At 38.5% G+C, this 26029-nt stretch carries 29 protein-coding genes and 3 riboswitches; of the genes, 13 read left to right on the top strand and 16 right to left on the bottom strand.

Features of this window, described 5'->3' with window-relative positions:
• Positions 1–781: 781 nt before the first annotated feature.
• Positions 782–1018 (top strand): hypothetical protein, encoded by a 237-nt coding sequence (locus SNE38_RS15050; RefSeq protein WP_191704878.1) that lies wholly within the window; start codon positions 782–784, stop codon positions 1016–1018.
• 44 nt (positions 1019–1062) lie between these two features.
• Here SNE38_RS15050 and SNE38_RS15045 read toward each other — a convergent pair whose 3' ends face one another.
• Entirely contained in the window at positions 1063–1677 is a 615-nt protein-coding gene (locus SNE38_RS15045) for an NUDIX hydrolase (RefSeq protein ID WP_191704877.1), read from the bottom strand.
• A gap of 145 nt (positions 1678–1822) precedes the next feature.
• Here SNE38_RS15045 and SNE38_RS15040 point away from each other — a divergent pair, with 145 nt between their 5' ends.
• Genes SNE38_RS15040 through SNE38_RS15030 form a run of 3 tightly spaced genes read left to right on the top strand, consistent with a single transcriptional unit; the run spans position 1823 to position 4326 of the window.
• A complete protein-coding gene (locus tag SNE38_RS15040) occupies positions 1823–2800 on the top strand; it encodes an ABC transporter substrate-binding protein (RefSeq protein ID WP_191704876.1) in 978 nt (325 codons plus the stop codon).
• 1 nt (position 2801) lies between these two features.
• On the top strand, positions 2802–3542 hold the full coding sequence (locus tag SNE38_RS15035) for an ABC transporter ATP-binding protein (protein ID WP_191704875.1): 741 nt from the start codon (positions 2802–2804) through the stop codon (positions 3540–3542).
• On the top strand, positions 3532–4326 hold the full coding sequence (locus SNE38_RS15030) for an ABC transporter permease (protein WP_191704874.1): 795 nt from the start codon (positions 3532–3534) through the stop codon (positions 4324–4326). Before SNE38_RS15035 ends, SNE38_RS15030 begins: the two co-directional genes overlap by 11 nt.
• 126 nt (positions 4327–4452) lie before the next feature.
• Here SNE38_RS15030 and SNE38_RS15025 read toward each other — a convergent pair whose 3' ends face one another.
• From SNE38_RS15025 to dacB, 4 genes are all read right to left on the bottom strand, one after another.
• Entirely contained in the window at positions 4453–5649 is a 1197-nt protein-coding gene (locus tag SNE38_RS15025; protein WP_336046810.1) for a hypothetical protein, read from the bottom strand.
• On the bottom strand, positions 5636–6151 hold the full coding sequence (locus tag SNE38_RS15020; protein WP_336046809.1) for an RNA polymerase sigma factor: 516 nt from the start codon (positions 6149–6151) through the stop codon (positions 5636–5638). Before SNE38_RS15020 ends, SNE38_RS15025 begins: the two co-directional genes overlap by 14 nt.
• Before the next feature lie 349 nt (positions 6152–6500).
• Positions 6501–7625 carry a DUF418 domain-containing protein gene (locus SNE38_RS15015; RefSeq protein ID WP_191704871.1) on the bottom strand — a complete coding sequence of 375 codons (1125 nt, stop codon included), beginning with the start codon at positions 7623–7625 and terminating at the stop codon, positions 6501–6503.
• Between the two features lie 66 nt (positions 7626–7691).
• Entirely contained in the window at positions 7692–9086 is a 1395-nt protein-coding gene (dacB, locus tag SNE38_RS15010; RefSeq protein WP_191704870.1) for a D-alanyl-D-alanine carboxypeptidase/D-alanyl-D-alanine endopeptidase, read from the bottom strand.
• Between the two features lie 371 nt (positions 9087–9457).
• On the opposite strand from dacB, the gene SNE38_RS15005 reads away from it, so the two are divergent.
• From SNE38_RS15005 to SNE38_RS14990, 4 genes are read left to right on the top strand one after another with little or no spacing between them, the layout of a single operon-like run.
• The gene (locus tag SNE38_RS15005; RefSeq protein WP_336046808.1) at positions 9458–10264 is read left to right on the top strand and encodes a VOC family protein; all 807 of its coding nucleotides are present in this window, start codon (positions 9458–9460) and stop codon (positions 10262–10264) included.
• Positions 10265–10280: 16 nt separating this feature from the next.
• Positions 10281–11258, top strand: a complete 978-nt coding sequence (locus SNE38_RS15000; RefSeq protein WP_191704868.1) for an aliphatic sulfonate ABC transporter substrate-binding protein — start codon at positions 10281–10283, stop codon at positions 11256–11258.
• 60 nt (positions 11259–11318) lie between these two features.
• Complete coding sequence (locus tag SNE38_RS14995; protein WP_191704867.1) at positions 11319–12074, top strand: ABC transporter permease subunit; 756 nt, start codon at positions 11319–11321, stop codon at positions 12072–12074.
• 14 nt (positions 12075–12088) lie between these two features.
• Entirely contained in the window at positions 12089–12877 is a 789-nt protein-coding gene (locus tag SNE38_RS14990; RefSeq protein WP_191704866.1) for an ATP-binding cassette domain-containing protein, read from the top strand.
• Positions 12878–12950: 73 nt separating this feature from the next.
• Here SNE38_RS14990 and SNE38_RS14985 read toward each other — a convergent pair whose 3' ends face one another.
• The 3 genes from SNE38_RS14985 to SNE38_RS14975 form a co-directional block, all read right to left on the bottom strand.
• A complete protein-coding gene (locus tag SNE38_RS14985) occupies positions 12951–13475 on the bottom strand; it encodes a thioredoxin domain-containing protein (RefSeq protein ID WP_191704865.1) in 525 nt (174 codons plus the stop codon).
• Positions 13476–13618: 143 nt separating this feature from the next.
• Entirely contained in the window at positions 13619–13933 is a 315-nt protein-coding gene (locus SNE38_RS14980; protein WP_191701619.1) for a DMT family transporter, read from the bottom strand.
• Positions 13933–14271 (bottom strand): DMT family transporter, encoded by a 339-nt coding sequence (locus SNE38_RS14975; RefSeq protein WP_191704864.1) that lies wholly within the window; start codon positions 14269–14271, stop codon positions 13933–13935. The genes SNE38_RS14980 and SNE38_RS14975 overlap by 1 nt, the downstream gene beginning before the upstream one ends.
• A gap of 91 nt (positions 14272–14362) precedes the next feature.
• A riboswitch (guanidine-I (ykkC/yxkD leader) is annotated at positions 14363–14461 on the bottom strand.
• An 81-nt stretch (positions 14462–14542) separates the two neighbouring features.
• On the opposite strand from SNE38_RS14975, the gene SNE38_RS14970 reads away from it, so the two are divergent.
• The 3 genes from SNE38_RS14970 (at position 14543) to SNE38_RS14960 (ending at position 15861) form a co-directional block, all read left to right on the top strand.
• Positions 14543–14710 (top strand): hypothetical protein, encoded by a 168-nt coding sequence (locus tag SNE38_RS14970; protein ID WP_191704863.1) that lies wholly within the window; start codon positions 14543–14545, stop codon positions 14708–14710.
• Positions 14711–14923: 213 nt separating this feature from the next.
• Entirely contained in the window at positions 14924–15370 is a 447-nt protein-coding gene (locus tag SNE38_RS14965; RefSeq protein ID WP_336046807.1) for a general stress protein, read from the top strand.
• Positions 15371–15411: 41 nt separating this feature from the next.
• Entirely contained in the window at positions 15412–15861 is a 450-nt protein-coding gene (locus SNE38_RS14960) for a general stress protein (protein WP_191704861.1), read from the top strand.
• Positions 15862–16193: 332 nt separating this feature from the next.
• On the opposite strand, the gene SNE38_RS14955 is transcribed toward SNE38_RS14960, so the two are convergent.
• From SNE38_RS14955 to SNE38_RS14940, 4 genes are all read right to left on the bottom strand, one after another.
• Entirely contained in the window at positions 16194–16757 is a 564-nt protein-coding gene (locus SNE38_RS14955) for a VUT family protein (RefSeq protein ID WP_191704885.1), read from the bottom strand.
• Positions 16757–17425, bottom strand: coding sequence for a 7-cyano-7-deazaguanine synthase QueC (queC, locus tag SNE38_RS14950; protein ID WP_191704860.1), 669 nt, complete (start codon positions 17423–17425; stop codon positions 16757–16759). The genes SNE38_RS14955 and queC overlap by 1 nt, the downstream gene beginning before the upstream one ends.
• Positions 17426–17537: 112 nt before the next feature.
• Complete coding sequence (gene queF, locus SNE38_RS14945; protein WP_191701623.1) at positions 17538–18038, bottom strand: preQ(1) synthase; 501 nt, start codon at positions 18036–18038, stop codon at positions 17538–17540.
• 125 nt (positions 18039–18163) lie between these two features.
• Positions 18164–18210, bottom strand: a riboswitch (PreQ1 riboswitch).
• Between the two features lie 86 nt (positions 18211–18296).
• A complete protein-coding gene (locus SNE38_RS14940) occupies positions 18297–18641 on the bottom strand; it encodes a DUF2294 domain-containing protein (RefSeq protein WP_191704859.1) in 345 nt (114 codons plus the stop codon).
• A gap of 268 nt (positions 18642–18909) precedes the next feature.
• Between SNE38_RS14940 and SNE38_RS14935 the strand changes: the two genes are divergently transcribed.
• Positions 18910–19524 (top strand): trimeric intracellular cation channel family protein, encoded by a 615-nt coding sequence (locus tag SNE38_RS14935; protein WP_191704858.1) that lies wholly within the window; start codon positions 18910–18912, stop codon positions 19522–19524.
• A 130-nt stretch (positions 19525–19654) separates the two neighbouring features.
• Positions 19655–19754, top strand: a riboswitch (purine riboswitch).
• Between the two features lie 62 nt (positions 19755–19816).
• Positions 19817–21010, top strand: a complete 1194-nt coding sequence (locus tag SNE38_RS14930) for an MFS transporter (RefSeq protein WP_336046805.1) — start codon at positions 19817–19819, stop codon at positions 21008–21010.
• A gap of 61 nt (positions 21011–21071) precedes the next feature.
• Here SNE38_RS14930 and SNE38_RS14925 read toward each other — a convergent pair whose 3' ends face one another.
• From SNE38_RS14925 to xylA, 4 genes are all read right to left on the bottom strand, one after another.
• Positions 21072–22100 carry an aldose epimerase family protein gene (locus SNE38_RS14925; protein ID WP_336046804.1) on the bottom strand — a complete coding sequence of 343 codons (1029 nt, stop codon included), beginning with the start codon at positions 22098–22100 and terminating at the stop codon, positions 21072–21074.
• Positions 22093–23103: a Gfo/Idh/MocA family protein gene (locus tag SNE38_RS14920; RefSeq protein ID WP_191704855.1), complete on the bottom strand. Its 1011-nt coding sequence runs from the start codon at positions 23101–23103 to the stop codon at positions 22093–22095. The genes SNE38_RS14925 and SNE38_RS14920 overlap by 8 nt, the downstream gene beginning before the upstream one ends.
• Positions 23104–23116: 13 nt before the next feature.
• A complete protein-coding gene (xylB, locus tag SNE38_RS14915; protein ID WP_336046803.1) occupies positions 23117–24613 on the bottom strand; it encodes a xylulokinase in 1497 nt (498 codons plus the stop codon).
• Between the two features lie 88 nt (positions 24614–24701).
• Complete coding sequence (gene xylA, locus SNE38_RS14910; protein WP_336046802.1) at positions 24702–26024, bottom strand: xylose isomerase; 1323 nt, start codon at positions 26022–26024, stop codon at positions 24702–24704.
• Positions 26025–26029: the final 5 nt, after the last annotated feature.

Below are 26029 nucleotides of genomic sequence, written 5' to 3'. Positions count from 1 at the left end.
AGTTTGAAAGCTCATTTGCTTTGCTAGCGATTTAACTTAATTAAAAGTTATAATCTATTGTTTGCTTCATTTAAGAAGCTTGTTTCATTAACGTTGCTTGTTCAGTTTTCAAGGTTCATTTGCTTTTTGTTATCAGCTCGTTGCTGACGACTATTAGAATATTACACTCCTTTTAATAAACCGTCAACAGTTTTTAAAAACTTTTTTCACTATATTTTTTTACTATTAGTTTCTTCTTATTTATATATCACCAAGAAAAAATCATATCTATTTTCTCTTTTTATAAAAATCGCCCAATTTGCAGCTTTAAAAATAAAAAAATCCCGTCTTCATTAATAAATGAAGCGGGGAAGACTGCTACTAAAACAGTTTTTGAAGCAGTTGATATCCTAACCCTTTAAAAGCAATGTCCAATACTGCAGCAATTGCAATTACTAGCCCGATACCTAAATATAAAAATTTTTTCCTTTTCATAACTGCCTCCCGTTTTTTTTCGATGCCTTTATCATATGCTATTTTTTTTATAAATCCTAGATGTTTCTAGAAAAGGGCTATATGTTTGCTATCTTTAAATTCCTTTGCACATCTTTCAATCATTTATCTGAGGTTCGTGTATTTAAAAAGGTATAAAATTAAAAAAGGCGATTATTCTCTTTATAAAAAAAGAAATCGCCTGTTATTTTCTTTTTGCCTTCTATTTTGAGGCACCCCATCAATTATCAAAATATTTACATTTTTCACACTGAAAACTATAATATTACATAAATAAAGGAGGAATAAAATGAGTCGCTATACGATTATTATCACGTCAAAAGACAATCAAAGGCTCCATTTTCGTACAAACAATAAAATATTGATTAAATTCATGTATGACTGCTCGACTCGCTCACTGAATGTTCCGGTTGCGAAAAACTTATCGATTGATGAAATGATGATTGTAGAAGCTTACTTAAACAGTCCCCTCTGTTGTGAAGTCCAGGATAATCATACAAAGCAATTAATCCAGCTCCCTGTTTAATATTACGCTAGACTTGGTGTCAGCCACCAAAGATTGAAGCCATTTTATTTTATCTTTGCCACAAAGTACTTTAATAGCCTTGCTGTCAATCCCCATATTGTGTAGTTTCTATATTCATAAAACCATTCTTCCATACGGCTTGTGCGCCATTCATAATTTTCCCCATTCGCAATTTTGTCAAATGGAAAATCAATCGAAGGCTTTGGTTCTATCGGAATATAATGCACATATGGCTCATGTGTCAGTAGCCAATCCAGCGGTACCGTAAATAGTTCCTCGACTTCATCCTTATTAAATGCATCCAGCTCAGACGGCTCGATAACGCCAATGAATGGGTAGACGACAAATGATGGTGAAACAACGTACGGGCTTAAGTGTCCCAAAATTTGAATCGATTGTTGATCGACTCCTAGCTCTTCATGCGTTTCACGAAGCGCAGCTGCAAGCGGAGATGCATCAGTATCATCAATTTTCCCTCCAGGAAAACCAATATCTCCGGGTTGTTTCCGCATTGTTAATGCACGCACCTCAAATAACACATGCCACTCCCCTTCTTTTTCAACAAGAGGAATCAGTACTGCCGAACGAAAGGCCGTTTCCTCCCCTAAAAATAAGGGTTGCGGCTTTGCAAGCTGTCCTTTCAAATGATTTATATTCATCGCACTCTCCACCTTATAACAAAAAATAATTATCTTTATCGTACCATGAACGTTTTAGCTTAGTGAAATGTAAAGTTGTATGTAACACCTCTCACCTTCCTGCTGCATACGATACTACAACACTATTTGAGAAAAGGATGACCAGATGAAATGGCTACGAACAGCCCTTTTTGTAGGGGTTTTATTGTTATTGGCAGGATGTGGACAAAAGGATTTGCAGGAAGTAAAAGTCGGTGAAGTAACTCGTTCTATTTTTTATGCCCCTCTTTATGCGGCGATTGAAGAAGGCTTTTTTGAAGATGAAGGTTTGTCTATAAAGCTTTCAACTATTCCCGGTGGAGATAAGACGATGACAGCCCTTTTATCAGATGGAATTGATATTGCATTAATTGGGGCAGAAACGTCTATTTATGTAGCGGGGCAAAATCCAAATGATGCTGTCATCAATTTTGCACAGCTTACGCAAACAGATGGAACGTTTTTAGTGGCACGCGATAAGGATGTTGACTTTAGCTGGGATGCATTAAAAGGAAGTACATTTTTAGGTCAACGTGTAGGTGGGATGCCTCAAATGGCCGGCGAATTCGTTCTGAAGCAGCAAGGCATTGATCCACAAAATGATTTAACGCTAATACAAAATATTGATTTTGCAAATATTGCTAACGCCTTTGCTTCTGGTACAGGCGACTATGTACAGCTTTTTGAGCCAACTGCGAGTATTTTTGAAGAACAGGGTATCGGAAAGATCGTTGCTTCTTTCGGTGAAGAGCTTGGTGCGATTCCATATACAGTGTTTATGACAAAGGAAAGTACTCTTACAGAAAAGGAATTAGTCGAAAGCTTTACAACAGCATTATATAAAGCACAACAATGGGTTTACAGTGCATCGAGTGAGGAAGTGGCAAAAGCAATTGCTCCTTATTTCGAGGACACTGAGCAATCCATTATCGAGCAGGTGGTAACACGTTACCGCGACCAGGAATCTTATGCGAAGGATCCTATCATCGATGATCAGGAGTTCCAAAATTTACTTGATGTTATGACGGAGGCTGGGGTATTGGATTTTGAACCATCCTACGAAGACCTAGTTAACCGATCATTTGCTGATGCGGTTGTGAAGTAAAATGACATTTTTAGATGTAAAAAATGTAACTCACCATTTTTTTAAGGAACAGCAAGTAGCAACTGCCCTTGAAAATGTAAATTTTTCAGTTGGAGCGGGTGAATTTGTTTCTTTTTTAGGTCCCAGTGGGTGCGGGAAATCGACACTTCTTTCTTTACTTGCAGGTTTGTTAACTCCAACGGCCGGTGAGATTCAATTTGCTGGAGACGTAGAAATTGGTTATATGCTTCAGCAGGATTTTTTATTTCCGTGGAAAACAATCGAGGAGAATGTAGCACTCGGGCTAACCCTTTTAAAAAGGGAAAACCATGATATTGTTGATGAACTTTTGGAGCAATTCGAATTAGCTCATACAAAGAAATTATACCCGCCACAACTATCCGGAGGGATGCGCCAACGTATTGCACTTGCGCGCACACTTGCCGTCAAACCGACATTACTCCTCCTGGATGAACCCTTTTCCGCGCTCGATTTCCGATCAAAGCTATCTTTAGAAAACTTTGTATCGGAGACGTTAAAGCAGTTTTCAACAACGACCATTTTAGTAACGCATGATATTAGTGAAGCTATTGCGATGAGCGATAAAGTATTTATCTTCAGCGCACGGCCAGGGACTATTTTAAAAAGCTTCATCATCCCGCAGGAAATTCGCGAGCTTACACCATTTGATGCTCGTAATGCTCCTGCTTTTCAAGTACTGTTCCAAGAAATATGGGAGGAGCTTGATACAGATGAATATTGATCAATTACAGCAGCAATATAATGAGCAGCGACGTCAAGAAAAGCGTAAAATATTCGCTTTTCAATTTGTTATTCTTATTGGTCTTCTTCTATTATGGGAAGTTACTACACATTTCCGGATACTGGACCCGCTAATTTTCAGTAGCCCTCGTGCAGTTGGAAGCATGTTCATCGCGAAAATAAGTGATGGGTCATTGTTTCCCCATATTGCGATAACCATGTTTGAGACGGTTGTCGGCTTTATACTAGGGACATTATTCGGAACATTGCTCGCTATCTCCTTGTGGTCATCGAAAACATTTGCCGATGTGATGGACCCCTATCTTGTCGTATTGAATGCGATGCCTAAAGTAGCGATTGGACCGATTATCCTCGTGATTTTCGGGCCGAATATGCTGGCAGTACTTGTAATGGGTGTACTGATATCGGTTATTATTTCAACCCTTGTTATTTTTTCAGCATTTCAGCAAGTCAATGAAAATTATGTGAAGGTCATGCAGCTTTTTGGCGCTTCTAAATATGAAACATTCCGCCATGTTATTCTGCCTGCCTCTACTCCGACGATCATTTCAACACTAAAGGTAAATGTCGGTCTATCCTGGGTTGGGGTTATTGTAGGGGAGTTTTTAGTATCATCCAGCGGGCTCGGCTACTTGATTATTTCAGGCTTCCAGGTGTTTAACTTCACACTAGTATTCTTGGCGCTTTTAATCATTATCGTGTTAGCAACAATTATGTATAAAGGTGTGGAAATGATTGAACGGAAGGTATTAGAAAAACAGTGATTAATGAGATGAAAAGACCACCATGGCAAACTGAAAAACATCCATTTTTCCTTCATAAGAGAAATGGATGTTTTTGCTTATCTATATTGCGGATGAAACGAAGGAAAACTCCGCTTATATTCTTCATTATTGAACCCGTTCTCCATTAGCATCAAAGTAGACTCTAGAGTAGGAGCTTAATCCCTTTGGTGTTTTAAAATAAATTATTGTAGGTTTCTGCTCTTTTAATGCAGCTTCAGCCAAATAATTCTGTTCATTTTCAATAAGGACTTTTGCTACATGATGATCTGCTTTAAAAGCCATTACATTGATAGTATTCTGTTCATTTTGAACGATCGATATATTACTGAAAATATTACCTGAATGCCATGTCATACCGCGATTTATATATCGGCCATTATTATAATCGAATTCAGCTAGTACCGTCATACCATCCTCAAAGGAGACAAGTGCTGTTCTTACTTTATGAATCGAGGCGGCATATTGAAGTTCAGGCTGTCCAACCACTCGTATATTCATTTTTTTCAATTCACGTTCAACAACTTCGACCAATGTCTTTTCATCATATGCGCTCACATCTTTGAAAGGTTGCCAAAATGGTTGTGAAAAGGACACCAAAGCTAAAAAGATCACAAATGCTACAATAATAAAATGTTTGGACTTTATTAAATAAATAATAGCCGCCAACAGTAAAGCTAAAACGACTACATACGATATCCACCTTTTCTTATCAAACGAAGTATAATTCCATTGCTGTTGTTTTTCGTCCACTGTTTTCATATAGGGCATTTCAACATGCGGCTTTAACTGTGAAATAAGTGCCGGTGCCTGTTCTACAAGCTGATTGATCGATTGAACTGGGTTGACTTCTACCCTAGTGTTATTGTGCCAAATTGCTTCTTGTATATAATGCAACAGCTCACTGACTATGTAGCGTTCACTTTTCGTCAATGAGGAGTCACTATAAAATTGACCACTATTCTGTTCAAGGGCAAGTCGCATTAAATAGGCGTCCCCATTATGAAACGGATCCTCCTGTTTTCCAGGCTCCATTTGTAGCTTCGGTGATTCTTTATTAAAATAGTCTACAATGGCTTCGTCTATAGGGCCGAACATCGCATTAGCTGCTTCCATTTGCGGCGCCTTCTTTTCCGTATTCGTTAAAAATAAAAACAGCGCGACAGCACATATACAGATAGTCGCAATTTGCGGGATGAAATTTCTCTTTTTACGCGGTTTCGTTGTTAAAATTTTTTGTTTTGCTTCTTGTGATAGCTTTTTTCCTTCCAGCTCATCTGTCAGTACTTTTTTAATCGGATCCATCCGTTATGCCCCCTTTCTCCAATAGTTGACCAAGTTGCTGTCTCCCACGCCTCAGCCGCGTTTTCACCGTATTTTCTGAACAACTGAGCAGCTCTGCAATTTGTGCTGTTGTCCAATCAAAATAATGATAAAATACGAGTACTTCCCGGTATTTTACAGGTAGCCCTTCTATTTTTTCATACAGCTGTTTTGCCTCATCTTTTCGCTCTATTTGTATGGCGACATTATCTTTTGAAATTAATTTTTGGCCAATCTCGATCAGCTGTGTTTGTTTATAACGCCAGCTCGCCAAATAAGTTTTGCAGCGATTGACCGCAATGCGATATAAATAGGTTTTTACATCGGCTTCCTGTCTGAACTTTTCCTGTGCCGTGTAAAAACGGATAAAGGTTTCCTGGGTCAGGTCCTCAGCCATTTGCCAGTCTTTCGTATATGTATAACAAAGGCGCAGTATATAATCGCCATGTGAATGTACAATCTCTTCAAATGTTCGCAAATTCATAGCTGCCTCCTTTCCCGATTAACCGTTAGACCTGTGTAATTAAAAAATAGTTTCATTAAAATAAAAAAAGCACCCTTTTTTCGAGGGCACTTTTTTTGAATTTTAGTCCCTCCGTAAAAATAGAGGGAGGAATTTCCCCTATTATGAAAATTAACTAAAAAACTGCCAGAATAAGCGGAGAGATTCCGCTTATTACACTAAAAAACATGAAAATGGTTATTTTTTCGATGAATAAGCGGAAAATCTTCCTTTATTTCCTGTAAAAACAGGTTCAATCCGCAAATAACGGTAAAATCTCCGCTTATTTATGGGCAAAAATTTCGGAAGTCATTTCTAACAACATCTTCCTTCAACCTTTCCCTAAATAAATGAATTTACGAAGCAACCATTCTACTGGGCCAATCGAAAAGCGTTTTGAATAAAGTGTGGAGACGAAAAGTTGAATGGCATAGAAAGCAACTGCAAGAACCAACCCAATTGCGACGCCCAGCTCCCCGAAGAAACCTAATCCGTATCCGTAGAAAATCGTTGTAAAAATTAGCGACTGCATTAAGTAATTCGTTAACGATAAACGGCCAACGCTTGCAAATGCTTTAGATAACTTGCTTTCATGATTGGCTAAATAAAGGAGCGTAAAGAGCGCCATATAACCAAGTGCCAGCATATATGTCCCTGCACCATATAACAGCTTTCCGGCAAAGTGGTCCCAAAATAACAATGCTTTACAGGCCAGACCTATTGGAATTAATAATGCTAACCGTTTTAATAATACTGTTTTCCCACTAATATTCGCAAAGAAATCTGTTTTGGCTGCAGCCATTCCTAATAATACGAATGGGCCAATGACGAAAAAGGACAGTAAAGCCATAAAACCAACCGCAATAGGTATGACTAGTAATACAATGAAAAATGGAATATCTTCAGTAATTCCGATGCGTTGCTGGACAACTTCCCAGTAGGTACCGCTTGCTAAAACAGCGACAATATCCTCATTTGCTGCAAGTGCCAAGAAATCCGTTTTCAGTAATAATAGTGGTGCCATTAATAATGTCATAACCGTTGCCCAAATGAGCAGAGTTTTTACCTTACGTTTAATAAATAACATGATGATGATTAGACCTGCACCATAAGTAAATAAAATGTCGCCATCCCATACAAAAGCAATATGTAAGACGCCTAAAATCATTAAACCAATGGCACGCCGCCATAATGGACCTCTTGTTTTTAAATCCCGATTTTCCAACGTGCGAATAAATAAAATAATGCCGTATCCAAACAAAAATCCAAATATCGGATAAAATGAAGCTTCTACAAATATTTTTGTGAAATAAAATGCCCCTTTATCCCACCAAGTTGTCGGATCTATTGTATTTTGCGTTATATCACTGTATTGAAAATACAGCATATTCGCAATGAGTATTCCTAATAGCGAAAACCCTCTTAATGCGTCAATAGCTTCAATTCTTTTCTTCATTGTGCACCCCCTTATTGTTTTACGGGTGTTGTACAAAAAAGTTTCAGAATTATTTGTTTCATATAGTTATAAATAAACAATCATTGACTTTAATCCTTCATCTAAAAAAGGAATTCCTTCTTCTCGGCCTTCAAGCATAATGGAGAAAATATAGTCTCTTCCACTTTCCCCTGTTACATAACCGGATAAAGTGTTTACTTCATGAATATATCCTGTTTTGGCGAATATCGTATTTTGTAATTCCGGCTCCAAAAAACGATCCTTTAATGTACCGCCGATGAGACGATCCGTATTCCCTGCAACCGGTAGTGAAGCGAAAAACTGAGGGAAGTAAGGCTCTTTCTGAAGCTTAAACAATAGCTGTGAGATGCCATTTGAATGGAGGCGGATGCCATGCGAAAGCCCTGATCCGTCGACAAACTGCCATGCCTCAAAATTATTTTGATGCTTTTCCAAGTAGGCCTGTACAACTTGCAGACCATGCGCGTAATCCCCTACTCCGTGCTGAAGTTTCCCCATTGTCTTCACAAAAATATCCGCCATACTATTATTGCTGAGCTTCATAAAAATAGAGAACATTTCCTCAAGCGTTTCAGATTCGTGCGTATAAATAAGATCCGCTTGTTGAGGAATAATACCATTTACTATCCTACACTGTTCACTGAATTGTATGCCCACCTGTTCACATAACACTTTGAAAAATTGCAGCGTATTTTTTGTTGGGTCCTGATGTGATACCCATACTTTTGCACTTTCCCCTTCAGGAATTTCACCTGTGATTTTGATTTGATTTGTATTATTAATGCGACGAATTTCAAGCGTATTTTCTCTATCATTTACTACTGTGAGTGCCTCATTAAAAATCTGCATCCCGCTCAAATGGGGAATGACTACATAGTCCGGCTGCTCTCCTACGTTACGCGCAGTCACTTCTATAATAATCGTACTTGCATCAAAATCATCGTTCGGTGACATCGTAATGGGTGAAATCCGCGCCCCATAATAATGCGTCTCCCCCTCCTCGTCAACACCCGGCGGCAATGTATCTCCTGTAAAATATGTATCGTCGCCTATGATCATCCCGGTTGCCTTTTGAATATCTTGTTCCGACAGCTTCTGCGCAAAAAGCTTGAGTGTTGCTTCATTTATTGTAGGGTCTCCGTAGCCTTTTATGTAAATATCCCCGTACAATGTGCCATCCTCAATTTGCCCGTCCAGATAAAGTTCTGTTTTGAATCGGAAATCCAACCCTAGCTCAGATAACGCAGTTGCCCCGGTGATGATTTTCATATTGGAAGCCGGACGCATTAAATGCTCCCCTCGATATGAATATATAATTTCCCCCGAAGCCCGATCTCTCAATGTAATGGTTGCTTTGTCACTTCCTAAAACAGTTTCGACAATAGTATCTAGCGTAGCAATAATATTTTCATTTAAAGCTATCTCCCTAACTTCTTCCATAAAGCTCCCCCTTTAAATTGTTAGAATTTACTGTAAATTTAGTGTAACAGAAATTTTTAGGGATGGTTAGAAGGAAATAAAGATGGGATTAAGCAGTCATTTTCTTTTTATTATTACAGGGTCCTGTTAATCCCCCCCTTAACCCTATTGAGATATTTAATTTTTCTGAATTTTATGTTGACTTTTCGTACCGCAATATTTAAAGTAGTACTAAGTTAATGTGTATTAAATTTATAGGGATTATAGTTAATGAATCCTTAACATTTAAATAAGCTGGAATTGAACGTACCTTTAGTTCTTGCCACTAAACCAACTAAATCTATTTGTTTATAATAATTTTGAATTTATTAGATTGTGAGGAGACGATATATATGACATTACAGTTCGATCATTTTGTCCATTTAACGCCTGACCCAACAAAAGCAGCAGAGGCATTTCAAAAGTTAGGCTTGCACGCTGTTCAAGGGGGGCGTCATGAAAATTTAGGCACTTACAACACACTTAGCTACTTTGATTTAAGTTATGTAGAGTTAATCGGCATCTTTGATGAAGCACTTGTAAAAGAAGCCGGCAGCGTAAAATACAGCCTACGTGATACATTCATCGAAAATAATCTACAGTCTGGCCCACAGCGTATTGCACTTCGTTCAGATAATTTACAGGAGCTAGCAGAACACTTTAAAGCACAAGGGCTGGAAGTGAATGGTCCGACTGATTTCAGTCGTACTCGCCCAGATGGCACATTGGTCACTTGGAAATTATTATTCGCAGGCAAACAAGATGAATCATTACATTTACCTTTCTTTATCGAGTGGGATGAAAAAGATAATGAGCGACTTGAGGATCTAACAGCACGCGGAGTAATTGCACCCCATACGCTAGGTGATGTTCAAGTAGACGGTGCAGCATTTGCTGTCCGTAATATTGAAGAAACAGCAGCACTTTGGTCAACGCTATTACAGCTTGAAAAAGGCGCAAGTTATATAGATGAAGAGTGGAATTCAAAAGTGCAACGCCTATCATTACAAGGTGGCGATATTGTACTGTATGAGCCGGTTGGAAAAGGTGTAGTTGCAGACGTACTGGAAGCCGGTGGTGAAAGACTTTTCGCGCTTCAATTTAAAGGAGCTACACAAAAGGTAGAAGAAATTACAAATGCACTTTATCGATTTGTTTAAAAATGGAGGATAAATAATGAAAAAGCTATTATCAGTATTTGGTTTATTTTTAGTATTAGCAGTGTTAACTGCATGTTCATCCGATGAAAAGGACGGCGCATCAACAGGTAATGCACAAGGGAAAGAGTTAAAGACAATCAATATTGGCTATCAAAAAGGGAATACATTACACATTTTAAAAGAATCAGGTATTTTAGATGAAGCTGCTAAAGAAAAAGATTTAGAGATTAAATGGGAATTATTCACACACGGTAATACTTTAATGGAGGGCATTTATGCGGGGGCAATTCATTTCGGTCACGCTGCGGATGGCCCTGGTATTTTCGCTCAAGCTTCCAATAAGCCTTTCTACTACGTAGGGGCAGATAATCCAAATCCAGAAGGTGTTGGAATTGTCGTATTAAAAAAATCAGGCATCACAAAGCTTGAAGATTTAAAAGGTAAAAAAGTTGGCGCTTTAAAAGGTGGTAACCATCATTATTCTACAGTACTTGCTCTAGAGTCAGTCGGTTTAACAGTGGATGATGTAGAGTGGGTATATCCTGAGGATGCAGCACAAGGTCGTGCATTATTTGAAACAGGGCAAATCGATGCTTTAGCTTCTTACGATCCATTCTTTGCATCGGCAGAGCTTGAAACAGATTCTATTACATTAGTAAACGGGGATATCGACGGCTACCCTAACCGTACATTCTATTTTGCAACAGAAACATTTGTTGATAATTATCCAGAGCTAGTCGAGTTCATTTTAGAAAAAATTGATGAGTCCGATAAATGGGCTAACGAAAATCGCGAGGAAGTAATCGCGATTATGTCTGAAGCACTTGGCATTAAAGAAGAGGTTATTAGTAAGCAAATTAACCGTCGTACATTCGGTGCATCCGAAATTACAGACGAAATTATTGAAACACAGCAAAAACAGGCGGATAAATACTTCGAACTAAAATTGATTCCAGTAGAAGTAACTATCCAAGATAAAGTTTGGACTAAATAGGAAATTGAGTAAGCGAGTGCGATTATGCTCTCGCTTACTTTATATAGGAGGTTAAATAGTATGAAACTAGATTTTCGTCCATGGGTTATTCCTGTGGTGCTCGTCGTGATTTGGGAAATCATTGTACGTTTGGAAGTTATATCGGCTTCATTGTTCCCGTCCCCACTGACAATCGTTGAGACGGGTTGGAATCTGCTAGTAAATGGCGATTTAATGACCCACATTGGCGTAAGCTTATGGCGCGCATTAACGGGAATGTTAATCGGTGGTGTCATTGGATTTGTATTAGGTGTATTAAATGGTTTATCAAAAAAATCCTACATTTATTTAGATACAACGATTCAAATGATTCGGAATATCCCTCACCTGGCGCTTATTCCGCTTGTTATCGTATGGATTGGTATTGGAGAAGATGCAAAAATTTTCTTAGTGGCATTAGGGGTGCTCTTCCCTATTTACGTGAATACATTCCACGGTATCCGTAATGTGGATCCTAATTTAGTAGAAATGGGTCGCATGTACAACTTAAAGGGCTGGAGCTTATTCAAAGATGTATTGTTACCAGGGGCACTGCCATCTATTTTTGTCGGTTTACGATATGCACTAGGTGTCATGTGGCTGACTTTAATCATCGCTGAAACAATCCCGACTAATGAAGGATTAGGCTATTTGGCGACAAACGCTCGTGAGTTCATGCAGACAGATGTCATTATTTTAAGCATTATCATTTATGCATTGCTTGGTAAGCTAGCCGATTTGATTGCACAGTTTGGTGAGAACCGCGCATTAAAGTGGAATGCAAGCTATACGAAATAAGGAGGTCATTTAGCATGAAACCGGAAGCAATTCAAATTGATATTAAAAACTTAAAAAAGTCATTCGGACCAAAAGAAATTTTACATGATATTTCCATCTCTTTTGATAAAGGTGAATTCATTGCCATTATCGGTAAAAGTGGCAGTGGGAAAAGTACACTGCTGCGCCTTGTGGCAAGCCTTGAGGAAATTACTGCCGGCGAGTTATTATTCGATGGCGTCCCTGCTACTAAATCGGAAGCTAATGTGAAAATGATGTATCAGGATTCGCGTTTACTTCCTTGGAAGAAAGTTATAGACAATGTCGGTTTAGGATTGACAGGAGATTGGAAAGCAAAGGCCGAAGAAGCTTTAAATAAGGTTGGATTATTACCTTTAAAAGATGAGTGGCCATCTACACTTTCAGGCGGTCAAAAGCAACGTGTTGCATTGGCGAGAGCCTTAATCCATGAACCATCATTGTTAATGCTGGATGAACCGTTAAGTGCTCTTGATGCCTTAACTCGGATTGAAATGCAAAATCTAATCGAAAACATTTGGGAAAAAAATAACTTCACGGCATTGCTTGTAACCCATGATGTCGGAGAAGCGGTCCGATTAGCAGATCGAATCATTTTAATTGAGGACGGTCAAATTGCCTATGATGAAGAGGTGAATGCACCACGTCCGCGTAAATTAACGAATCCGGCACTAATTGAGCTAGAAGAGAAAATTTTAAATCGCCTAATGCACGGTGAAGAAGAGCCGTTACAGGTTTCAGAGACCAATCAAGGGAACAGTTTAAAAGCTGTATTGAGTAATTAAATCATTCAAAGTTAAGGGGCTATCCAGAATTTTATTCCGGATAGCCCCTTCTTTCTGTTATGTTGGAAGACAATTAAATTACAGCATTCTTTAGCTCTTTTTCGATAACTTCTACTAATTCCTCTGCAAATATCTCACGTGGGTATTGAAATTCATGTTCGTTGATAAAGACAGTTGGGACCATTTTTACATTACGTTCAATCGCTTCAGCTGTAATCAGTAAGCTACGGTCGATATTAGCAGGCTCTTCTTTTAAGTCATATTTTTCTTCAATATATTTCTTTATTTCAAAACTCGAATACTTATCCCATGTTGCTTGATTTTTAAATAATTCACTTATGATTTCCAATGTTCTTTCCGGATTGGTGTAATCCAGATTGGCATTAATTAGCGTTCCAGGCAGCAGCATTTCCCGAGACTTATCATAATGCTTCACAACTAAAGCCACTTTACCTTCTGTAAAATACTTAGGCAGTGTATGATCAACTAATTCATAAAAAGTAGCACAATATGGACATGCATAATTTAAAAATACTTCCATTTTAACAGGTGCATTCACATCACCAATTACTAAATAATCGTTTTTGATTCCTAACATAATGATTACCTCACTATTTTCTATGTATTTTAAATTTTCTATTATTTTATTCTATACTATTACTATAGGAATTGTAAAATATTTTATAAGATTAAAATAAAAACCAACTCTACACAAATCTGTAGAATTGGTAATTAGTATGATTAAGAAATCAATTTCAGCGCAATGACACTCCCGATAATTAAAGTGATCGCTGTAATTCTCAAGGCATTTTTCGGTTCTTTAAATAGTACAATTCCTAAAATTGCCCCCCCTGCTGCACCTATTCCTGTCCAAATTGCATAGGCTAATCCCATTGGCAATACCTTCATAGCAAGGCTCAGGAAAAAGAAGCTAGCAGAAAAGCCGACAATAAGTAGCACAAATGAGAGGATATCCTTACGCTGCTGTAGCCTGCCCATAAATCCAACTGAAACCATTTCAAATAATCCCGCTAAAATTAAATAAATCCAAGCCATTACTGCTCACCTCCCGTACCGCTGTCATCCGGTGTAGCAAGCTTCAACATGATGACACCTGCTAATAATGTAAAAATAAATAGGATTTTTAACGGCTCAACCGGGCTGCCGAATAATACCATATCGCTGATGACTGTACCGAATGTACCGAGTCCAACGAATACCGCGTATACGGTTCCGACTGGTAATACCCCACTCGCGTAAATCAATATTCCGAAGCTCACAATAATGGCAATCACTGTTCCAAACCATTCCAAAGGTGTTGCGGCATGCTTTAAGCCGATTACCCAACCGACTTCAAACACAGCAGCGAGTACAACTAATAACCAATACTTCATTTTCCTCATCTCCTCTATATTGTGCGTTGAGTTCATTTCAACCTGTATTTTTTCAACAAATAAAAAAGCCAGGAGGAATGTTCATCAACATATCTCCCAGGCTTTTATCCTTCCGTGACGCAAAAAAAATCGCGCACCTTCTCTCGGACCAGACTATGCCTGCGCATACGGAACCCTAGAAGGTGTATTTGTATTAAGTTAACATAATTATTTCACATTTTAGCAACTCATTCAAGCAGCGGGGGTTAATGCAGGAAGCGGTATTCATGATATGTATTATATGTTCACATACGAAAAGCTTCATCCTGATGCGAAAACTCTGACATTAATGGCAGCAAATAAAGTACCTGAAAACGGTGTGCTATACCGTGAAGAAAATAGTAAATCCCCTATAAAAGTGGTCGAGCTTGAGGACATTATTATTAATATCGATAGGTAAAACCGTAAGATTACAATTCCGCCAAAAGTATTCTTCTCCCTTTTCAACTTGTTGAAAAGGGGGTTTTTTTATATTAAAAAAGCAAATCTATACCCCTTACTATTACTGCTTTTTTCAGGCAGTAGTTATATAAATATCAACCACATAATGTTTATATATTTTCTACCAGGGTATTTTTACACTGTGCAAGAAACAAAGGAGAGGATGATAAACATGGCAAAACATATTGTAGGTTATTATAATACTGAAGAAGAGGCAATCATGAAAATTGAAGATTTAAAACGTCAAGGCTATCGTTCAGAAGATATTTCAGTCGTAAGTAAAAACAGCTCAAATGTAGATACAATTTCTGATGAAACAGGTGCAGTCGCAGAAGGAGCTGCTACAGGAGCAGCTGCTGGCGGAGTAGTAGGCGGCGTTGGCGGCGTACTTGCTGGACTTGGCGCATTAGCAATACCAGGAATTGGGCCAATCGTGGCAGCAGGTCCGATTGTAGCCGGTTTAACAGGAGCAGCTGCTGGTTCAGGTGTCGGTGGATTAGCTGGAGCTCTCATTGGTATGGGGATTCCAGAAGATGAAGCAAACCGTTACAGCGGATATGTGGAATCCGGCAAAATTTTAGTCATTGTGGACGAAGATTTACGAGGTCCAATTTTATAATTAATTATTGTTGAAAATATACAGCCGAGGGGATGAAAGACATGGCAAAGCATACTGTAGGATATTATGATACAGAACAAGAGGCAATCGCCGCTATCGAGGATTTAAAGCGACAAGGTTACCGCTCGGAGGATATTTCAATTATTAGTAAAAGCAAAACTGATATAGATCACGTTTCCACTGAAACAGGTGCTGATGTTGCAGGCGGTGCAGCTGCAGGTCTAGCTGCTGGCGGCGCTTTAGGTGGCATTGGTGGTATCCTTTTAGGACTTGGAGCTCTGGCCATTCCAGGAGTAGGTCCTATCGTAGCTGCTGGACCAATCGCTACAGGGCTGACAGGATTAGCTGCTGGCGGTAGTATTGGTGGATTGGCAGGTGCCTTTGTAGGAATGGGTATTTCCGCAGAGGAAGCAGACCGTTATGATGAAGAATTTAAAGCTGGTAAGATTTTAGTCATTGTGGACGAGGATACACGAGGTCCACAATTATAAAAGAATGTACTGGAACAAGGCTGTGTTGGAGGTCAAATTGACTTTTAATGCAGCCTTGTTTTTTGTATTCATATTGAAAAAAATAAGGGAATAAATTTCCCTTATTAGGATTTAAATCTTAAAAACAGCAAAAATAAAGGAAGAAATTCCGCTTATTGCGCTCCAAAACACGAAAAGAGTTGTTTTTTCTCTGAATAACGGAAAAAACTACCGTTATTTCCCCTTAAAAATAAGGTCAGTATGCAGATAACGGTAAATTCTCCGCTTATTTTTTAGTTAAAACCCATAAAAAGCCACCCCCTATTCATTGGGAATGGCATTTTGTTAAAATCTTAACCTTTGCTTACTGTTGATAAAGCCGCTTTCGCTAGACGTCGATCATTATAAGCGAGCCCTTGACTTAAAATCATGGCACCCACCATTTGCATTACTGTTTTCACAATTACTTGACCTACAATTGCTGCTGGTACCGCTGCCCAAGGTACAAAGCCTGCTCCTAAAGGACTTAGCCCCACTACAACAAACACAATAGAATCCAAAAAACCTCCGACAATTCCACTATAGAACACACGCCACGCCATCGGTAATTTTAGACGTGTGTAAATTTCTGTATCGGCCGTTTCTGCCACTAAAAAAGATAGTGCAGATGCAGCTACAATAATTAACGTATCGCCTAATGAGAACGATACAGTTGCAGATAAAACTAATGCCAGTAAAATGAAGCCATATGTTTTTTTACGACCGTATTTATTTTGCACTAAGTCACGGAATATAAATGTCGCACCAATTAAGAATGAACCCATCGGTATAATAAACATGCCCAATTCAAGCGGTGCAAAACGTGCTGTTACAACGTTTGCCGTCACAATAGATACTAAATAAAATAAAATTCTTATCATAATACCTCTCCTGTTTCCTTCGAGTATAAGTACGTTTCCATCCCTTGTAATCGCAGCTTACATGCTGGGCAATCCCCGCATCCATCCGCAATAATGCCGTTATAACAAGTCAGTGTTTTCTCTCTAACATACTCAAATGCGCCAAGCTCATCGGCTAATGCCCATGTTTCAGCTTTATCAATCCACATGAGCGGTGTATGAATTACAAAGGGGCTATCCATTGATAAATTCAGTGTCACATTCAACGATTTTATAAATATATCGCGACAGTCCGGATAACCGCTAAAATCCGTTTCGCATACACCTGTGACAATATGCTTTGCGCCGATTTGGCTTGCCAACACACCCGCAAACGATAGAAACAGTAAATTTCGTCCCGGTACAAAGGTTGATGGCAATCCACCCTTTTCCCCTTCTTCCACTGGTATATCATCACGTGTTAAGGCATTTGGTGCAAGCTGATTCAGTAGCTCCATATTTAAAATATGGTGTCGTACATTCTGTTCTTCGGCAATCTTTTTAGCGCATTCAATTTCCAATGCATGCCGTTGTCCGTAATCAAATGTAACAACTTCCACTGCTTTAAAATTTTTTAATGCCCAAAACAGACATGTTGTACTATCCTGTCCGCCGCTAAATACGACGAGTGCTTTTTCGTCCTTCATCTTTTTGCTCCTTTTAAACGAAAAAACAGCACTAAGATTATGTGCTGTTTAATCTTAGTTTTTTATAGAGGGTCGCTAATAACCTCTTTCACCTGCAAGGTATATTTAATTTTTAACGGTTGTCGATTTTTTCTGGATATAAATCATGGTTCATTAAACGGTAGTTGGCAATTTCCTCATATTTTGTGCCAGGACGACCGTAATTGCACCAAGGATCAATTGAAATGCCTCCCCGCGGCGTAAATTTACCCCATACTTCTATGTAGCGCGGGTCTAACAGCTTGATTAAATCATTCATAATAATATTCACGCAGTCTTCATGGAAATCGCCATGATTACGGAAACTAAATAAATATAATTTTAACGACTTACTCTCCACGATTTTCTGATCCGGAATATACGAAATATACATCGTCGCAAAGTCCGGCTGCTGTGTAATCGGACAAAGACTCGTAAACTCTGGACAATTGAATTTCACAAAATAATCGCGGCCAACATGCATATTATCAACAGACTCCAACACTTCTGGTGCATATTCAAAAGCATATTTCACATTTTGATTTCCTAATAACGTTAAATCCTCTAAACCATCTTTTTCGTGTCTACTAGACATGAAAAACCCCTCCTTCGTTCATACCAAAGTATTCCAAGGAGGGGTTAAGCGTATCATCATCAATAAAAAACTATCGGATGCAATAAAAAAAGCCACATCCGATATGGACATGGCATAATATGCATGTATCCATAGTTTTTTATAGAGGGTATCAGCTATGAACCTCTCCTGAACAACTCAGGTATTTTAATCTTTTCTCATTCTATTAGAAATAAAGTCCATTGTAAAGAAATAATTGAAAATATGGTACCTATACCCCTACACAATTGACTTTTCAAATATAAATACCGATACAGCCATATCCTCTTCCACCTTTATATCCGAAAATAAATGAAGCAGCTTTGATTCGACGAGCTCCTCCAATCCTTCAGGAACCTGTTGCTTATAAATTTCCTGAATCATTTGGGTTCTCGCATTGTGGATAACCTTTTTTCCTTCTTCTGATTGAATAATAAATTTTTCAGTAGGTGTCAGAATGCCGTACATCGTTGTGACAGCCATATTCTCCACGAAATGCGTATAAATTCTATCCGGTCCTTTTCCATATAGCTCTTTACGTACTTTTCGTACGATTTCATTAAAAATGGTTTCCTTCTTCCCCATTTGTACACACCCCCTAGTTTATTCAAACTATACAATATAACTTTAAAAAAAATAAACCCTTCTCTCTCCAACTTGTTCTTTTAAAACAAAATAGTATAATAAAAGAAATAAATGGAATTCCAATAATTATTTGTTGGGGTGCTATTTACATTTTATAAAATGGATTGATTCGTTAGTAGGTATTGCTAATTTATTACTCCACTACAAGGTCTTTTTAAAAGACGTCTTGTGGTGGAGTTTTTTGTATTTTAAAGGGGGTTATAAAAGGATGTCATGGGTTGTTCTTCATTTTATCGGGATTATTTCATATGCAGCAACGGGAGCATTTGTCGCTCTTGAAGCGAGATTTTCATTTATAGGTGTATTTGCTTTAGGTTTTATTACAGCTTTTGGAGGAGGGCTGATTCGAAATGTAATTATAGGGATTCCTGCTACTGAACTGTGGGAGCAATCCACTATTTTAACAGTGTTCATAACATTAATCATCATCGTGTTAATTCCACTAAAATGGACTGACCATTGGAGAAGATGGGGAATGTTTTTCGATTCAATTGGTCTTGCTTCTTTTGCCCTTCAAGGTGCCATGCTAGCAAGTGAAGTTTATTCCAATGATTTAGATGTGATGATTTTGGCCGCCCTATTTACAGGAGTAGGCGGCGGGGTAATGCGGGATGTGATTGCTGGTAGAAAACCGCTTGCATTGAAGGAAGAAATTCATGCGATATTAACTATTTTATGTGCCATCTCTATTTGGCTTGGCTTGAGCTCCCCTCTCGCACTCACACTAATCGTTCTGGTTGTAGTTGCAATACGTTTGTCAGCAATTCACTACAATTGGAGACTTCCTCTGCCGTGTCATTATGAAGAAAATAGGAAAATATAGCTTTACTTATAGCGGAGCGTGAAATAAACGTTACAAACTTATTTATTTCCCTCCCTGTTAAATCAAAATTAAAAAACTTGATAAATCAAATGAAAGCTAGTAAACTATTCAAGTGCTCGTTTTATTACACAACAATATAGTAATATAGTACTGTATAACCTCAAGGATACGGCTTGAGGGTCTCTACCAGGAACCTTAAAATCCTGATTACAGAAAATGATTAATCTCATTTTTTGTAATCAGGATTTTTTTATTTTCTAAATTTTTCATCAGAAAGGATGTATAGCAGATTATGAATTTCAAAGTTATTATACTCGCATTATCAACTGTTGCTGTAGGTTTGGTTGAATTAATCGTTGGCGGTATTCTTCCAATTATTGCAACGGATTTGAATATTTCAATAAGCTCGGCCGGGCAGCTAATTACGGTATTTGCCCTTATTTATGCGATTGCCGGTCCAGTGCTATTAGTTTTAACGAGTAAGGTCGAACGGAAAAAGTTATACCTTATTTCGTTGTTTATATTTTTCATCAGTAATATCATGACTTATTTCAGTACGGACTTCACCTTTATGATGTTTGCCCGTGTTTTAAGTGCCATGAGTACATCACTGATCACTGTGCTCTCTTTAATAATCGCTGCAAAAGTTGTTGCACCGACACATCGAGCAAAGGCGCTAGGTCTTATTTATATGGGTATTAGTTCGTCGCTTGTATTAGGTGTACCACTTGGAATTTTAATTTCCGATTATTTCGGTTGGCGTGTTATTTTCCTAGGGATTGCCATATTATCGATAGGCTCTTTTATCCTGATTTCTATTTATTTAGAGCGCATTCCTGGTGAAATGGCCGTTCCACTTTCACAACAATTAAAGGCAGTTACCAGCTCCAAAATTGGTACGGCCCATCTTGCCACGATGTTTATGCTGGCAGGACATTATACAATATATGCGTACTTCACTCCATTTTTGGAAACAGAGCTTAATCTGAGTTCAAGCTGGATCAGTCTTTGTTATCTATTATTCGGGATTGCTGCAGTGAGTGGTGGCGCATTTGGAGGCACACTTTCAGATAAGATTGGTGCCCCTAAAAGTATTATTATTGTCATCATTTCGTTTGCTGTCGTGCTGTTCCTGCTGCCATTCATGACCTTTTCACTTATTGTATTTATACCGGTTATGATGATTTGGGGTGCATTAAGTTGGAGTCTATCTCCACCTCAGCAAAGTTACCTGATTCAAACAGATCCAGCTACTTCGGATATTCAACAAAGCTTTAACAATTCAGCATTACAAATCGGTATTTCAATGGGTTCAGGATTTGGTGGTATTGTTTTAAATCAAACCAATTCAATTTCTCACGCAGCTTGGTATGGTGGCGCACTTGTACTAGTTGCTTTAGCATGTGCAGTCTTTTCTTTAACGAGAAAAACAAACGAAAGAGAAGAAAAAGTTTCTACTTCGGCTGCCCATCATTCGAATATATAAAGTTAAAAGCACCATTCGTTTTATAATCGAATGGTGCTTCTTCTATTCTGCGACATATTTATTATAGATTTGTAAATCTGTAGATTGTTTCATGATGGTAAGGAATTCCTTTTTTTATTATAGAACTTGGTAAATGTTTATATTTCACGCTATTTGGAACATTTTGTACTTCTAAACAAATACCTAAAAAATTTTGTGCGGGCGCTTCTTTAAATGAGTACCCACTGCTGATTTTACTGCCCGTATATACAACTAAAGCTTGTTCATCCGTTATGATTGTAAGTTTGCGGCCACTTTCTTCCTCCGATAATTCAATTTCATTTTTTTCTAATAGAAATGGATGATCTATGCCTCCGCTCGCCAATTTGACTTGCGTAGAGTTACTCCCAATGACTTCCTTCAAATATTTCTTATCATTAAAATCTAATATTGTTCCAACTACATTTTCTATATTGCCCAACGGTAACCCCCGCTCATCAATATAAAGCATTCCTCTACTGGAAAAATTTAAAGCATGCTCTTCAATCGTACGCTTTAAATTTCCACTTAAATTAAAGTAACTATGATTTGTACAGTTTAAAATCGTGTCTGTATCACTTATACCTTCATAAGAAATGATTAGCTCATTACCGGCTGTTAATGTATAGGTAATAGACATATTTAACTTTCCAGGAAAATCAACGGATTCGAAATTAAGAAAGTATTTTACAAATTGTCCACGTGAGGAAACACCTGTTTCAAATTGCCACAGCTGATTGTGAAAACCGTCATTTCCGCCGTGCAGTAAATGCTGTCCCTCATTTGCCCTCGCTTGAAAAGAAACTCCATTGATTTCTAAAGTAGCATCTTCAAGACGGCCTGCAAAAGGTCCAATCGCAGCACCAAAAAACTGCGGATATTGTTTATATTTTTCTGCCGTATCAAATGAACAAACAACATTCTCAATTATTCCTTTAGAATCGGGGGTAGCGATTGCCGTTATAATACACCCTAATGTACAACTGCTTACATACATTCCATTTGCATTCGTTAAAATAACTTCATAAACGGGATGCTTGTTTATTTGTCCAAAAGGTCTAACTTCAATCATTGCAAACGTAATCGGCTAATACGATTTGTTGATTTGTGATTACCGATTGCTGAATCGCATGCAAAACCCCCACATTTTTGCGTGAATAATTATGCTGTACTGTCAGGTCTCCATTAGTACGTACAGCATCGGAGAAGTATTCAACCTCTTGCTTGTATATGTCTCCGCCGGTTTGTTCGATACGTTCTGTTGTTAAAGTGTTAATAGTAATTTGTCCATTCCCGCTTAGACGGTCTGGTCTAAATGCATTCTTAACTTTTACCGTTCCCTTCGTCCCAACTATTTCATATTCATTTCGTTCTGTCATATCAAAACTACAATCGATCATGCCATGGATTCCATTTTCCAGCTCGACTATTCCAAAAGCAGAAACATCAACAGTTGTTTTTGAATCTATAATCCTTTTAAATGAAAGTGACTTAACTTCTTTCCCCAAAATCAATTGCATTGCATGAACGGAATAGCAGCCCACATCCCAAATGGCACCCCCACCCTTTTCTGCGTCCATGCGGATGTCACCTTTACTGTCTGTTAAATAAAATGAGTGACTTGATTTAAAAAGTTTTACCTCACCAATTTCTCCAGAATCAATAACTTCTTTCACTCGCATATGCTGTGGATGAAATTGGTACATAAACGCTTCCATAAACTGTACATTCTCTTCATTACAAACTGTAATCATTTCTTCTAGCTCAGCTTCGTTTAATGCAGCAGGTTTTTCACATAAAATGTGCTTTCCTGCCTTTGCTGCTTTAATGACCCACTCTTTATGTAAATTATTTGGGAGCGGAATATAAATCACTTCTACCTCTTGATCATTTAATAATTCTTCATAACTCTCGTAAGCTCTTTTGATCCCTAAGTTTTCAGCGATCGCATGTACCTTTGGGCCACGACTGGCAATCGCAATGACTTCCGCATTTTCAGCACGTCTTATAGCTGGAATCAATTGCGTTTGCGCAATATTTGCTGTACTTAAAATTCCCCATTTTACTGCATTCATTGTGAATTCCTCCCTAGCGAAATAGATTTAATTGTTCATTTAACGCTTTTGTCTGAGTGTAAATCTGTTGATATATTGCATATAGCTGATTGTATATTTCAACATTTTCAGGGTTCGGTTCAAATTTCCCTTCTATTTGAACACAAGCCTGAACAGCTTCTTCAAAATCTGTGTAAATATCCGCTCCTACCGCTGCAATCATACAAGCACCGATACTTGGCCCTTGCTCGTTTTTTAGTTTATACACCGTAACATTAAAAATATCGGCCTGCATTTGTAGCCAGACTGGACTTTTTGCGCCACCGCCGATGGAAACCATTTTGGTAATATCTTTGCCCGAGGTGCGGAAAATCTCTAACGAATCACGCAGTGAAAAAACGATTCCCTCCATCACAGCCCGCGCAAAATGTAGCTTCGTATGTGCCGCATCAATGCCAATATAGCTTCCACGAATCGTAGAATCTGCATAAGGTGTGCGTTCACCTACAATATACGGTGTAAACAATAATCCGTTACTTCCGGGAGCAATTGTATCAATCCCCGTAAATAATTCATCATAAGACTGCCCTTCCGCAAATCTCTCTTTAAACCAGCTAAGGGAATGCCCCGCCGACAACGTAACTCCCATCGTGTAGTAAGCATCTTCTACAACATGGTTAAAGTAGTGTACCTTTCCTTCAAAATCCTTTGAATTGGATTCCTCGTATGATAATAGCACTCCCGATGTACCGATACTGACCATTGTTTTACCATCGCCTGCAACACCAGAACCAATTGCCCCACATGCATTATCCGCACCACCAGCATAAATTTTAGTTGCAGTCGTTAATCCTGTGCTTTTAGCAAATTCCTCTGTCAGTTGCCCCACTTCTGTTGCCGATGACACAAGCGGTGGACATATTGTTAAATCAATTCCCAGCACTGCAGCTATTTCCTGACTCCATTCGCTCTCTTCTATATCCAGTAATAATGTGCCTGCCGCATCGGAATAATCCATATGCAAATTTCCAGTCATTACAAAACGCACATAATCCTTAGGTAATAGAAAAGTTTTTACTGCATTAAAAATTTCCGGTTCATATTCCTTTACCCATAAAATTTTCGGTAACGTAAAGCCTTCCAGAGCATTATTTTTAGTGATTCTCAGCAGTTCCTCCTGTCCAACATGTTCAACAATTTGCTTACACTGCTCTGTTGTCCGTGTATCATTCCATAAGATTGCAGGTCGAAGAACATCATTGTTTTCATCAAGTAGCACCAATCCATGCATTTGACCAGAATAACTAATCCCTACAATAGTAGAAACATCTTCCGTAAACCGTTTAACAATTTCCTGAATTGCCGCTTTAGTTCCAGTCACCCAATCATTTGGATTTTGCTCTGAGTAACTTGGCTTTTCATGAACAAGCGGATAGCTTCTTGATGCTTCATCGACAATGGTTCCTTGCTCATTCATTAACAGTGCTTTTACTGCGCTTGTTCCTAGGTCAATCCCGATTACGTACTTCATATTTCTGCCTCCACCCTCATACTGCATAAAAGGCTAGACCAAAAGTATAAATCTTTTGCTCTAGCCTCAAAAAGCTTATTTACAACAATTATTCAGCTATAGCATTTAAAATGTACTGATTTATAATCATTTTCAATTTCTCTGTACGACCAGAGCTGTTTTTAACTTCCCCAAGCCCTAAAGCATATTCTTCCAACTGCTTGAAGCCGACAGTCCCATCAACAATTTGTTTGCCGATACCTTCGTTATAACTGCTATAACGATTATCTACGAAGTTTTCTAACACACCATCTTCCAATAGCTTATGGGCAACCTTCAGTCCGACTGCAAATGAGTCCATTCCCGCAATATGTGCATAAAACAAATCATCTTGCTCAAATGATCCACGTCGTACTTTTGCATCAAAGTTCAAGCCGCCCTTTCCGAGGCCCCCATTTTTCAAAATTTCATACATTGCTAACGTGTTTGTATAAAGGTCTGTAGGGAATTCATCCGTATCCCAGCCAAGTAATATATCGCCCTGGTTGGCATCCACTGAGCCCAGCATGCCGTTAATTCGTGCTGTATGTAACTCATGCTCAAATGTATGCCCTGCTAATGTTGCATGGTTTGCTTCTATATTGAATTTGAATTTATCTTCCAATCCGTACGTACGCAAGAAGCCAATCCCTGTTGCTACATCGAAGTCATATTGGTGTTTTGTCGGCTCTTTTGGCTTTGGTTCAATCAGGAATTGACCTTCATAACCAATTTCTTTTGCATAATCTACCGCCATGTTCAAGAACTTACCAAGATTATCTTGTTCTAACCTCATATTTGTATTAAGCAGTGTTTCATAGCCTTCACGACCACCCCAGAAGACATAGTTTTCAGCACCTAAACGCTTTGCTACTTCCAAGCCCTTTTTCACTTTCGCAGCCGAATAGGCAAAAGCATCTGCATTCGGTGATGTCGCAGCACCATGGACAAAGCGTGGATTTGAAAACATATTGGCTGTATTCCAAAGAAGCTTTGTTTTAGAAGTAGCCATGTATTTTTCCATCATGTCAATAATTTCATCCAGGTTTTTATTCGTTTCTGCCAATGACTGGCCTTCTGGTGCAACGTCTACATCATGGAAGCAGAAAAATGGCACATTTAACTTTTCATAAAATTCAAATGAAGCTTCTAAACGTGCCTTTGCTAGGTCCATGCCGGAAAACTTATCCCATGATCGCTCCATATTTCCTGCACCAAATGGATCGCCCCCATCATACGTAAAAGTATGCCAATAGGCTACACCAAAACGTAAAGTTTCCTCCATCGTTTTCCCGCCTACAACTTCCTCTGGATTGTAGTATTTAAATGCTAAATCATTTGATGATTTTGGTCCTTCATACTTGACTGCTGAGATATTGCTGAAATATGCCATATAAT

Source organism: Solibacillus ferritrahens (assembly GCF_037027585.1).
Classification (GTDB): Bacteria; Bacillota; Bacilli; order Bacillales_A; family Planococcaceae; genus Solibacillus; species Solibacillus ferritrahens.
Note: the sequence above shows the minus strand (reverse complement) of the source record. Positions and strands in the feature narration are given on the sequence as shown.